10 protein-coding genes are annotated in these 11,971 nt (G+C 73.3%); 5 read left to right on the top strand and 5 right to left on the bottom strand.

What is annotated here, in order from left to right:
- The first annotated feature begins 79 nt into the window (after window positions 1–79).
- The gene (locus AB0447_RS27325) at window positions 80–1,153 is read left to right on the top strand and encodes a LacI family DNA-binding transcriptional regulator (protein ID WP_366479456.1); all 1,074 of its coding nucleotides are present in this window, start codon (window positions 80–82) and stop codon (window positions 1,151–1,153) included.
- A complete protein-coding gene (locus AB0447_RS27320) occupies window positions 1,150–1,947 on the top strand; it encodes a sugar phosphate isomerase/epimerase family protein (RefSeq protein ID WP_366479455.1) in 798 nt (265 codons plus the stop codon). Before AB0447_RS27325 ends, AB0447_RS27320 begins: the two co-directional genes overlap by 4 nt.
- Window positions 1,948–2,012: 65 nt before the next feature.
- Here the strand turns inward: AB0447_RS27320 and AB0447_RS27315 are convergent, their stop codons facing one another.
- The 5 genes from AB0447_RS27315 to AB0447_RS27295 form a co-directional block, all read right to left on the bottom strand.
- Window positions 2,013–3,038 (bottom strand): hydroxyacid dehydrogenase, encoded by a 1,026-nt coding sequence (locus AB0447_RS27315; protein WP_366479454.1) that lies wholly within the window; start codon window positions 3,036–3,038, stop codon window positions 2,013–2,015.
- Complete coding sequence (locus AB0447_RS27310) at window positions 3,035–3,886, bottom strand: carbohydrate ABC transporter permease (protein ID WP_366479453.1); 852 nt, start codon at window positions 3,884–3,886, stop codon at window positions 3,035–3,037. The genes AB0447_RS27315 and AB0447_RS27310 overlap by 4 nt, the downstream gene beginning before the upstream one ends.
- Window positions 3,883–4,731 (bottom strand): sugar ABC transporter permease, encoded by an 849-nt coding sequence (locus AB0447_RS27305; RefSeq protein WP_366479452.1) that lies wholly within the window; start codon window positions 4,729–4,731, stop codon window positions 3,883–3,885. The genes AB0447_RS27310 and AB0447_RS27305 overlap by 4 nt, the downstream gene beginning before the upstream one ends.
- A 236-nt stretch (window positions 4,732–4,967) precedes the next feature.
- Window positions 4,968–6,293 carry a sugar ABC transporter substrate-binding protein gene (locus AB0447_RS27300; protein ID WP_366479450.1) on the bottom strand — a complete coding sequence of 442 codons (1,326 nt, stop codon included), beginning with the start codon at window positions 6,291–6,293 and terminating at the stop codon, window positions 4,968–4,970.
- A gap of 160 nt (window positions 6,294–6,453) precedes the next feature.
- The gene (locus AB0447_RS27295) at window positions 6,454–7,650 is read right to left on the bottom strand and encodes a substrate-binding domain-containing protein (protein WP_366479449.1); all 1,197 of its coding nucleotides are present in this window, start codon (window positions 7,648–7,650) and stop codon (window positions 6,454–6,456) included.
- 186 nt (window positions 7,651–7,836) lie between these two features.
- Between AB0447_RS27295 and AB0447_RS27290 the strand changes: the two genes are divergently transcribed.
- The 3 genes from AB0447_RS27290 (at window position 7,837) to AB0447_RS27280 (ending at window position 11,779) form a co-directional block, all read left to right on the top strand.
- Window positions 7,837–9,642 (top strand): beta-galactosidase family protein, encoded by a 1,806-nt coding sequence (locus AB0447_RS27290; RefSeq protein WP_366479448.1) that lies wholly within the window; start codon window positions 7,837–7,839, stop codon window positions 9,640–9,642.
- Window positions 9,643–9,827: 185 nt separating this feature from the next.
- Complete coding sequence (locus AB0447_RS27285; protein WP_366479447.1) at window positions 9,828–10,793, top strand: aldo/keto reductase; 966 nt, start codon at window positions 9,828–9,830, stop codon at window positions 10,791–10,793.
- On the top strand, window positions 10,790–11,779 hold the full coding sequence (locus AB0447_RS27280) for a D-2-hydroxyacid dehydrogenase family protein (protein WP_366479446.1): 990 nt from the start codon (window positions 10,790–10,792) through the stop codon (window positions 11,777–11,779). Before AB0447_RS27285 ends, AB0447_RS27280 begins: the two co-directional genes overlap by 4 nt.
- The last annotated feature ends 192 nt before the right edge of the window (window positions 11,780–11,971 follow it).

Genomic DNA, 11,971 nt, shown 5'->3' with positions numbered 1-11,971 from the left:
AAGCGCTTTCTCGATCGGGCAGTATGGAGAGAGACGACGTGAATGAGACGATGGCGCGGAAGCCGAGGAGGGGTGGAACATGGCGGTGACTCTTGCCGAGGTCGCGGCGCACGCAGGCGTCTCGCCCGCGACCGTGTCCCGGGTGCTCAACGGCGGCTACCCGGTAGCGGGCGGCACCCGTACCCGGGTGGAGCGGGCCGTCGAGGAGCTCGGCTACATCGCCAACGGGCCCGCCAGGGCGCTCGCCGCCGCCACCTCCGACCTGGTCGGCGTCCTGGTCCACGACGTGGCCGACAGCTTCTTCGGCATCCTCGCGGGATCCCTGCAGAACGAGCTCGGCCCGGCCGGCCGGCCCGGCGGCGGCCGCCTCGCCGTGGTCTGCAACACCGAAGGCGCCCCCGCGGCCGAACTCGCCTACCTCACCCTCATGGAGGGCCAGCGGGCCGGCGGCATCGTCCTCACCGGCGGCGCCGTCGAAGAACCCGACCACACCGAGGCACTCACCGCCCGGGTCTCCCGACTGGCCGGCGCCGGCACCTCCGTCGTGCTCTGCGGCCGCCCCCCGCTGCCCGTGCCGGACGGACTGCCCGTCGCCACCGTCATGTTCGACGACCACGCGGGCGCCTTCCGACTCGCCGAACACCTCCTCGCCCTCGGCCACCGCCGCATCGCCTACATCGCCGGACCTCCCGGCCTCAGCACCACCCGGGCGCGGCTGGCAGGCCACCGCGCCGCCCTGCACCGGCACGACCCCGCCCTCGCGGACGCCTGCGCCGCCCTCACCGTGCACGCGGGCTTCGAGCGGTCCGCCGGCTACGACGCCACCCGTGAACTGCTCCGCCGAGCCGAGCCGTTCACCGCCGTGGTCGCGGCCAACGACACCATCGCCCTCGGCGTCGCCGCCGCCCTGCGCGAGCAGGACATACGCATCCCGGAGGACGTCTCCGTGGCCGGCTTCGACGACCTGCCGTTCTGCGTGGACACCGCCCCGCCCCTCACCACCGTCCGGGTCCCGCTGCGCGCGGCCGGGGTGCTCGCCGCCCAGCTGGTCACCGGCCGCAGGCAGCCCCCGCCCGGCGGTATCACCACCCTGCCCACCGAATTGATGGTGCGCGGTTCCACCGCGCGCCCACCCGCGAGGAAGCGACCATGAAGTACGCCTTCTCCACGCTCGGCATCCCGGGGCGGACCGTCGCGGAGACCGCCTCCCTCGCCGCCGAGCACGGATTCGACGGTGTGGAACTGCGCGCCCACGCCGAGGAGCCGCTCCACCCCGGCACCCCGGCGGCCGACCGCGCCGCGGCCGTCCGGACCTTCGCCGCGGCCGGGATCACCATCCTCACCGTCGCGGGCTACGCCAAGGTCGCCGCGGCGGGGGAGGACGACCCGGTCCTCGCCGAACTGCTCTCCCTGGTCGTCCTCGCCGCCGACCTCGGCGCCGCCTTCGTCCGGGTCTTCCCCGGCGGCGGCCACCTCGCGGAGCGGGAGGCCGACGCCCACGCGGTGCGGCGGCTCTCGGCCGCCGCTCCCTTCGCCGAACGCCACGGCGTGCGGATCCTGCTGGAGACCCACGACTCGCACCGCACCGGCGCCGCCACCGCTCGGGTGCTGGACCGGGTCGGCCATCCGGCGGCCGGCGCGCTGTGGGACGTACTCCACCCGTGGCTGGGCGGGGAGTCCCCGGAGGACTCCCGGCAGGCCCTGGCCGGGCACCTGGGGTACGTCCAGGTCAAGGACGTGGCCTCGGCGACGGAGCTGACCCCGCTCGCGCTGGGTGCCGGGGTGCTGCCGCTCGCGGAGGCCGTGGCCGCCGTACCGCCGGACGGCTGGCTCTGCTGGGAGTACGAGAAGCGCTGGTATCCCGACGCCGCCGAGCTGCCCGGCCAGCTCACCCGGGGCCGGGAACACCTGGCGGCACTGGCCGGGCGGGCAGGACCGACCGTGTAGCCCCGTTAGGCGGAGCAGGTGCAGGCGGAGCAGGTTCGAGCAGAGCAGGTTCAAACCGAGCAGGTTCAGGCGGAGTGGGTGAGCCGCCCCGGGTCCACCGGGTACCGGAAGGCCAGCCCCTGCCCGTACCGCTCCAGTTCCGCCACCGCGGTCGCCGCCAGCCGGTCCAGCTCGCCGCCCAGCGAACCAGCGACGTGCGGGGTGAGCAGGACGTTCGGCAGGCCGAACAGCGGCGAGGAGGCAGGCAGCACCTCCGGCTCGGTGTGGTCCAGTACGGCATGCAGCCGCCCCGGCACCAACTCCCGGACCAGGGCCTCGGTGTCGACCAGCGAACCCCGCGCGGTGTTGATCAGCGTGGCTCCGTCCGGCATCAGCGCCAGCCGGGCCGCGTCCAGCAGATGCCGGGTCTCGGGGAGCGCCGGGGCGTGCAGGCTCAGCACGTCGCTGCGGCGCAGCAGTTCCTCCAGCCCGCAGGCCTCGGCGCCGAGCGCGGCCAGCTCGTCCGGATCGGCGTACGGATCGTGGACGAGCACCCGAAGGTCGAAGGGGTGCAGCAGCTCCAGTACCCGCCGCCCGATCCGGGAGGCCCCGACCAGCCCGACCGTCCGCCGGTAGTTGCCGACGGCCGGATACCCGCCCAGCAGGTCCACCCGGCCGCGGGCGGTCCGGTAGGCGTGCGCCGACTCCAGCACCCGCTTGTTGGCGAAGAGGATCGCGGCCAGGGTGTACTCGGCGACGGGCAGCGCGTTGGCGGCGGCCGCGCTGGACACCAGCAGTCCGCGCTCCCAGCAGGCTCCGGTCACATGGTTCTTGACGCTGCCCGCCGCGTGCACCACCGCCCGCAGGGCCGGCATCCGCTCCAGGGCGGCCGCGTCCACCGGCGGGCAGCCCCAGCCGGTGAAGAGCACCTCGGCCTCGCGCAGCCGGTTCCGGAACACCGGATCGGCCGGTGCGAAGTCGGTGAACAGCAGTTCCGGGTCCACATCGGCGACCCGCAGCAGCGCTGGCAGCGCCCGACCGGGGAGCAGGGCCGCCCGGGTGTCGGCGCTCATGGCGAGCACGGTCCTCGGCCGGCGGTGACGGTCGGTCATTTCACGGCTCCTGCGGTGAGTCCCGAGCGCCAGAACCGCTGGAGGCCCAGGAAGGCCAGCACGAGCGGGACCACGGAGACCAGCGAACCCGCGATCACCAGCGGGTAAAGCTCCGGCTGTTGGTAGACGCTCCGGTTCCACATGAACAGGCCGAGACTGACCGGGTAGAGCCGCTCGTCGTTCAGCATGAGCAGGGCGCCGTAGAAGTTGTTCCAGATGGCGGTGAAGGTGAACAGGAAGATGGTCACGAACCCCGGCCACAGCATGGGGAACGACACGCGGGTGAAGATCCGCAGCTCACCCGCCCCGTCCACCCGGGCGGCGGCCACCACCTCGTCCGGCACGTACCCTTCCGCGAACACCCGGGCCAGATAGACCCCGAAGGGGTTCACCAGGGCCGGAACCAGATACGCCCAGTAGGTGTTGACCGCGCCGGCCGCCGAGGCCATCAGGTAGAGCGGCAGCTGGAGCACGGTCGCGGGCACCAGGATTCCGGCCAGCACCACGCCGAACAGCGACTCCTTGTGCCGGAACGCGTAGGCGTGGAAAGCGTATCCGCAGGCCGTGCTGATCAGCGCGGAGAGGAGGGACCCGGTGAGCGTGTAGAACAGGCTGTTGGCCAGCCAGCGTCCGAAGATCCCGTCGTTGTAGGCGAAGAGATCGCCGAGGTTGGCGAAGAGGCTGAACTCGCCGAGGGAGTAGGGGTCGGTGGCGAACAGGTCCCGCCGGTTCTTGGTGGCGGCGAGGACCAGCCACACCAGGGGCAGCAGGGTGTAGCCGGCGACCAGCAGCAGCGCCGCGTTGACGGCGGTCCTGGACAGCATCCGCCGGCCGGGGGTGAGGATCATGAGGCCCTCCAGCGGTTGCCGAGCCGGGTGACGACGTACGAGGCCGCGCCCGCGACCAGCGCGAGCAGCAGGGCGCTCGCCGCCGCCAGCCCGTAGTCGTGGGCCTTGAACGCGGCGCTGAAGATGTACATGGTCGGAGACCAGGACTCACCCATCTCGGTGGCCCTCAACTGCAGCAACTCCGGGGCGTCGAAGAGCTGGATGGCGCCGACGCAGGTGAACAGGACCGTGAGGATGACGGTCGGCCGGATGCTCGGCACCTTCACCTGGAACGCGGTCCGCAGCGGGCCGGCCCCGTCCATGGTGGCCGCCTCCAGGGTCTCCCGCGGGATGGCCTGGAGACCGGCAAAGAAGATGATCATGTTGTATCCGGTCCACTGCCAGGCGGAGACGTTGACCACCGAGAACAGGGCCTCGTCGCGGCCGAAGAAGTCCCACTCGAGTCCGGCCGACCCGAGCAGTTCGTGCACCGGACTCAGGCCGGGTGTGTAGAGGTAGAGCCAGATGACCGCCGCGATCAGGCCGGGGACGGCGTGCGGCAAGTAGAAGGCGATCTGGAAGAACCGCTTGGCCCGCGCGAGCGCGGAGTCGAGCAGCAGGGCCAGCAGCAGGGCGCCGCCGACCATGACCGGGATGTAGAGCAGGCAGTAGACGGCGATGTGGCGGAAGGACGCGAGGAAGAGGGGGTCGGCCAGCGCCTCGGCGTAGTTGCCGAGGCCGCTGAACACCCGCTCGCTGCCGCCGAAACCGAGACCGGACTGCTCCTCGCGGAAGAGGCTCAGCCAGGCGGCGTAGCACACCGGGGCGATGGTCACGAGGGCGAAGAGGAGGAAGAAGGGCGCCATGAAGAGCGCGATGGCGCCGCGGCCTGGGCGCAGGCCCCCGGCGGTGCCACCGGCTGCCTGCCGACCTGCCTTTCCGTCCGCTTTCCGGTCCGCTTTCCAGCCGGCTTTCCGGTCCGCATTCCGGTCCGTCCGGCCTGCCCTCCGGTCCGGCTTCCGCTCTGCCTTTCGGTCTGTCGCCCGGGCCGACCCCGTGGCCGGGGCCTGTGGGGCCGGCGGAGGTGTGGCGGGGCGCTGCATCAGCCCGCCAGCCCGAGGCCGCGGTCCCTGACGGCCTTCTCGGCGGCGACTTGGCCCTCGGTCAGGGCCTTGACCAGGTCCGCCCCGGCCGCACCCTGCGCCGCGGTGACCTGGAGCTGCGCCGGACCCCAGGTCCATCCGGGCAGGATGGTGGCCGCGGCCTCGTCGGCGAGGGCGTACGGGTCCTGCCCGGCGAAGTACGCGGGGTCGAAGAGCTTTGCGGCGGCCGCACGCATGCCGGGGTTGGCGGGCAGGGCACTGCTCGGTGCCTTCAGCGAGCTGAGCCGGGCCTTCACCGCCTCCGGCTCGGTGGTCACCCAGGCGATGAACTCGGCCGCGGCGCGGCTCTGCCTGCTGCCCTTGGGCACGATGTAGGAGGTGCCGCCGTACATGCCGGTGGCGGGCTTGCCGTCCCAGGTGGGCAGCGGCGCGATGCCCCACTTGCCCTTCAGGTCGGGGTAGGCGGTGAGGAAGGTGCCCGCCGTCCAGGCGGCCCCGATGACGGTGGCCACCTTGCCGGTGGAACGTTCCTTCGCCTCGCCTTCGCCCCACAGCGGGGTCTTGGAGGCAAGCCCCGAGGCCAGCAGCCCGTTCCAGTACTCGGCGACCTTCCGGGAGGCCGGGTCGTCGATCGAGACCTTCCAGGCGTTCCCCTCGGTGCCGTACCACTTGGCTCCCGCCTGCCAGGCGAGTCCGGCCAGCAGAGCGGGGTCACCGCCCCCGAAGTTGGTGATCCGCACCGATGGATCGGCCTTGTTGATCCTCTCCGCGGCCTGCCGGTACTCCGCCCAGGTCTTCGGCACGGCCACCCGGTGCTTCTCGAAGATGTCCTTGCGGTAGAAGAGTTCGAGCGGAGTGACGTCGAAGGGCACGGCCCAGGTCTTGCCGCCGAGGTTCACCAGCGACTGCACCGCTGCGGGGAACTTCTCCGAGACCAGCTTGCCCGAGGTCGGGCTCAGATCCTCCAGCTGGCCGCTGCTGGCGAACTCGGGGAGCGCGGAGTAGTCCATCGTCGCCACGTCCGGCGCGTTGCCGCCCTTGATGGCGTTGGAGAGCTTGGCCGCGCCGTCCGGCCCGCCCGGGACCGCCGAGAACTTCACCTGGATGTTCTTGTGCGTCCGGTTGAAGGCGTCGGCGGTCTGCTGCGCTCCCGCGGTCGAGGACCAGTAGGTGAGGGTGACCGGCCGGTCCGCCGAGCCGGCGGAGCCGGAGCCGGAATCCGCCGGGTCCTGCCCGCCGCCGCAGGCGGTGGCGAGCAGGGCCAGCGAGGCGGCCGAAGCGGTCAGAGCGAGTCGGGGCAGGCGGAAGTGACGCGACAGCGGCATGGGTGCCTCCTGTGGACGACCGCCCGGGCGGCGGCGTACGCGGGTGAACGCCGCCCATCTTTTGGTCGAACACGCACACCGTCAAGAGCGAATGCGCGAATCGATCGAAACAATCATTTCCAGTGATCACCCGCCTATCCGAATCCGCCCGGAACTCCTCTTATGAGCGAATGGTCAGCCGGGGGAGCAGTTCCAGATGGCGTCCCGGGGCCCGGTCCCGGCCGCTGCCGCGGGTGAGCCGGTCCAGCAGCAGGTCCGCCGCCTGGGCGCCCACCTCCCGCTTGGCCGGGGCGACCGCCGACAGCGGCACGTCGGCCAGCCCCGCCACCTCGTCGTCGTACGCGACCACGGCCAGGTCCTCCGGCACCCGGACGCCGCGCGCCTGCAGCTGCGGGATCAGCATGATCGCGTCGGTGTCGCTGTGGATCAGCGCGGCGGTCACCCCGCCCGTGGCGACCGCCGCGCACAGGTAGTCGAGGGTCAGGGAGAACCGGTCGGCCGCCGTCACGGGCTCCGGGCCGGTCGGCGGCCACGGCGGAGCGGGCTCCAGCCCGAGTGCGGCCACCGCTGCCTCGTAGCCGGTCCGCAGCCGTGCCGTGGTGGGCGTCTGCCGGCTGGCCAGCGCGACCCTGCGGTGTCCCAGCCCGGCCAGATGCCGCACCGCGCGAGCCGCCCCGTGGGCGTGGTCGGAGCTCACCCGGTCCAGGTCGGCCGCCGGGTGCCCCGGCGGCGCCCACCGCTCCACCAGCACCGTCGGCACCCCCAGCTCGGCGGTCCAGGCGCCCTCGCCCGGCTCCGGCGACCCGGCCTCCCAGTTCGGGGTCAGCAGCAGGCCGTCCGCGCCGGTCGACAGCAGCCGGTCCGCCTGGGTCCGGTCCTCGCCCGCCAGGTATCCGGTCAGCCCCACGGTCAGGCGCGCGCCGCGCGCTTCGACCGCCTCCCGGGACCCGCGCACCACATCGGCGTAGTAGTACTCGGTGGTCGGAACCACCATGCCGACCACCAGCCCCTCGGCGTCCCGGGCGGGCGCCGCCCCGGCCCGGCCGGCCGCCGCGACCGCCGCCGCACCCGCACCTGCAACCGGCGCCGTGCCCGTGCCCGGCGCCGTGCCCGGCGCCCCCGTCGTGCCGGTGGCCGCGCCGATGGCCGTGCCCGGCGTCGCCCCCGGCCCCTCCACCCGGCTGATCACCCCGTGCATCCGCCGGATCTCGCCCCGGGCCGCCATCGCCTCGATGTCCCGGCGCAGGGTGACGGGGGAGACGCCGAGCTCGGCCGCGACATCGCTGACCCGCGCGCTTCCGCGGGCGCGTACGAGAGCGAGCACCTGTGCCTGGCGCTGGTCCACGTGTGGTCTCAAGACGTCCCCCTCGGGTGGTGTGCGGTCGCGAGCTCATCATAGTGAATCGAAACGATCGATTTGATCGATTCTGCTCAACTGTTCATTGTGGTCATTGACGGTGCGGCCGGGCCGTTCATATATTCGCCGTCGTCCGGCACCGCCCCCAGCAGCCGAGCCCACTCGGCATCCGACGGGAGCCCGCGCATGCTCACGCACGACCAGGACGGATTCCGCCGCGCAGGCCGGCCCCACCGCATCCTCTCCGGGGCCCTGCACTACTTCCGGGTCCACCCCGAGCTGTGGGAGGACCGCCTCGCCCGGCTGCGCGCCATGGGCGCCAACACCGTGGACACGTACGTCCCGTGGAACTTCCACGAAACCGCCCCCGGCAAGGCCGATTTCACCGGCTGGCGCGACCTCGGCCGGTTCCTGCGCACCGCACAGGGCCTGGGCCTCGACGCCATCGTCCGCCCGGGCCCCTACATCTGCGCCGAATGGGACTTCGGCGGCCTGCCCGCCCGCCTGCTCGCCGAGGACGGGCTGCGCCTGCGCTGCTCCGACCCGCGCTTCGAGGCCGAGGTGTCCGGCTGGTTCGACCAGGTCGTCCCCGAACTGCTGCCGCTGCTCGCGGACAACGGCGGCCCGGTGGTGGCCGTACAGATCGAGAACGAGTACGGCTCCTACGGCAATGACGCCCGCTACCGCACCCACGTCGAACGGGCGCTGCTCGAACGCGGCGTGACCTGCCTGCTCTTCACCGCCGACGGCCCCGAGGACGCCATGCTCCAGGGCGGCACGGTCCCCGGCCGGCTCGCCACCGCCACCTTCGGCGCCCGCCCCCTGGAACGCCTCGACGCCCTCCGCCGCTACCAGCGGACCGGTCCGCTCGCCGCCATGGAGTACTGGATCGGCTGGTTCGACCACTGGGGCGAGGACCACCACGTCCGCGCCGTCGAGGACGCGGCCGGCTCACTGGACGAACTCCTCGCCACCGGCGCCTCCGTGAACCTCTACATGGCCCACGGCGGCACCAACTTCGGCTTCTGGGCGGGCGCCAACCACACCGGATCCCGCCCCGGCGCCCCCGGCTACCAGCCGACCGTCACCAGCTACGACTACGACGCCCCGATCGGCGAGGCCGGCGAACTCACCCCGAAGTTCCACGCCTTCCGCGAGGTCATCGGCAAGTACCTCGACCTGCCCGACGGCCCGCTGCCGGCCCCCCGGCCCCGCCTCGCCCCCCGGCAGGCCCTCCCCGCCGGTACGGCCGGCCTGCTCGCCGGCCTCGAAGGGCTCAGCCCCGGCGGGCCGCTGCTCCGCCCCGCTCCCGAGCCGATGGAGAAGCTCGGCCAGGACTTCGGCATGATCCACTACCGCACCACCGTCACCGGGCCGCGCCCCGCCATGCCGCTGCGGATCGACGGCCTCGGCGACCGGGCGTACGTCTTCGCCGACGGGGCCCCGCTCGGCGTCCTCGACCGCAACGCACCCGACGAGGGCCTGGACCTGGCGGTCGGCGAGGCGGGCGTCGTGCTCGACGTCCTGGTCCGTGCGCAGGGCCGGGTCAACTACGGACCGCTGCTCGACGACCGCAAGGGCATCTGGCGCGGCGTCCGCCACGGCCACCAGCTGCTGTTCGAGTGGGAGATCCGGCTGCTGCCGCTCACCGACCTCACCGCCCTCGCCTGGGCCGATACGGCTCCGGCACCCGCAGGACCGGCGACCCCCGGAGGCCCGGCCTTCCACCGCTTCACCCTCCCCGTCCCCGCGCCCGCCGACGGCTTCCTCGACCTCACCGGCTGGACCGCCGGCCTGGTCTGGCTCAACGGCTTCCTGCTCGGCCACCACGACAGCGCGCGCGGCCCCCAGCGCACCCTCTACGCCCCCGCCCCGCTCTGGCGGCCCGGCGACAACGAGATCGTGGTGCTGGAACTGGAGCACCCAGGTCCGGTCCTCTCCGTCCGCGACACCCCCGACCTCGGCCGCCCGACCGTCGTCACCCTCGAGTAGGTGACAGGAACCGAGAACCGTGGCGGATGTCACATCACCCGCGGAGCTGCCGCGCACCGGCACCGGCGCCTACTCCGCGAGGGGTTCCGCCGGCGTCCGGCCGGCCCGTTCGAAAACCCGGCCGCCGGCCGGCCCACCACGGGATAGCGTGTGGATCATCCACACGTGAGGAGCGGAACGTACCCATGCGCTATGTCTCCCTGGGCCATTCGGGTCTGCAGGTGTCCGCCGTCGGCCTCGGCTGCAACAACTTCGGCCGGACCCTCGACGCCGCCGCCACCCGCTCGGTCGTCGACGCGGCCCTCGACGCCGGCGTCACCCTGCTCGACACCGCCGACATCTACGGCGGCCGCGGCGGCTCCGAGAGCCACCTCGGCCAGGCCCTCAAGGGCCGCCGCGACCAGGTCGTGCTCGCCAGCAAGTTCGGGTACGCGGGCGTCGACATGGAGTACGGGCCGGCCGTCGGATCGCGCGGCGGCCGGGTCTACATCCGCCGCTCCGTCGAGGAGTCCCTGCGTCGCCTCGGCACCGACCACATCGACCTCTACCAGCTGCACAGCCCCGACCCGGCCACCCCCATCGCCGAAACCCTGCTCGCGCTCACCGAGCTGGTCACCGAGGGCAAGATCCGCTACATCGGCCACTCCAACTTCAGCGGCTGGCAGCTCGCCGAGGCCGCCCACGTCGCCCGCGAAATCGGGGCCGCCCCGTTCATCTCGGCCCAGAACGAGTGGTCGCTGCTGGAGCGCTCCGCCGAGCGGGAACTCGTGCCCGCCGCCCGGCACTACGGCGTCGGCGTGCTGCCGTACTACCCGCTCCACAACGGCCTGCTCACCGGCAAGATCCGCCGCGGCGCGCCCGTGCCGGCCGGCTCCCGTCTGGAAGGCGAGGACGACTACCTCGGCGAGCAGAAGCTGGACGTGGTCGAGGGCCTCGCCGCCCTCGGCGAGAAGCACGGCCGCACCGTCCTGGAGCTGTCCATCGGCTGGCTCTCCGCACAGCCCGGCTGCGCCTCCGTGATCGCCGGTGCCACCTCGGCCGAGCAGATCCGCGCCAACGCGGCCGTCGCCGACCGCCCCCTGGACGCCGAACTCCTCGCCGCAATCGACGCGATCGCCGAGAACGCAGGGTTCGGGCCCGGCACGGTATGACGGCTCCCCGGCTCCGCTGCGCGCTGCTGGACGACTTCCAGGGCGTCGCGGCCACCGCCGCCGACTGGTCGCCGGTCCTGGACCGGGTCGAAACGACCGCCTTCCGCGAGCACTTCGCCACGGAGGACGAACTCGCCGCCGCACTGGCCGGGTTCGACATCGTGGTGACCCTCCGGGAGCGCGTGTCCTTCACCGGCCCGCTGCTCGACCGGCTGCCCCGGCTCCGCCTGATCGTCGCCTCCGGCTTGCGCAACTCGGCCATCGACCACACGGCCGCGGCACGGAACGGGGTGACCGTCTGCGGTACGGAGAGCTCCGGCACCCCGCCGGTGGAGCTGACCTGGGCGCTGCTCCTCGGCCTGGCCCGGGGCCTGGTCGAGGAGAACACCGCGCTGCGGGCCGGCGGCCCTTGGCAGTCCACCGTCGGTGCGGACCTGCACGGCCGCCGGCTGGGGCTGCTCGGCCTCGGCCGGATCGGCAGCCGGGTCGCCCGGATCGGGCTCGCCTTCGGCATGGAGGTGGCGGCCTGGAGCCGCAACCTCACCGAGCCGCGCGCGGCGGAGGCGGGGGTGGGCCTTGCGGCCTCCAAGGAGGAATTGCTGGCCACCAGCGACTTCGTCTCCGTGCACCTGGCCCTGGGCGACCGCACCCGGGGCCTGATCGGCGCACCCGAGATCGCCCTGATGAAACCGACCGCGTACCTGGTGAACACCTCGCGCTCGGCCATCGTCGACGAGCGGGCGCTGCTCGACGCCCTCCACGCGGGCCGCATCGCGGGCGCCGGCCTCGACGTCTTCGACCTCGAACCGCTCCCTGCGGACCACCCGGTCCGCACGGCTCCGCGGCTGCTGGCCACCCCCCACCTCGGGTACGTCACCCGGGCGAACTACGCGACGTACTACGGCCAGGCGGTGGAAGCCATCGCGTCCTTCCTGGCCGGCACCCCGGTGCCGCGCCTCCTCGCCGCGGGCCCCGGCCGCCCCTGACCCGCGCCGGGCCCTGACCCGCGCCGGGCCCTGACCCGCGCCGGGCCCTGACCCGCGCCAGGCCTTGTCCGGCGGCCGGGCTCTGACCCGCGCCAGGCCTTGTCCGGCGGCCGGGCCCTGACCCGCGCCAGGCCTTGTCCGGCGGCCGGGCTCTGACCCGCGCCAGGCCTTGTCCGGCGGCCGGGCCCTGAC

The organism is Streptomyces sp. NPDC051211 (genome assembly GCF_040689505.1).
Classification (GTDB): Bacteria; Actinomycetota; Actinomycetes; order Streptomycetales; family Streptomycetaceae; genus Streptomyces.
The sequence above is the reverse complement of the archived record's forward strand: the minus strand, read 5'-3'. Positions and strand labels throughout refer to the sequence as shown.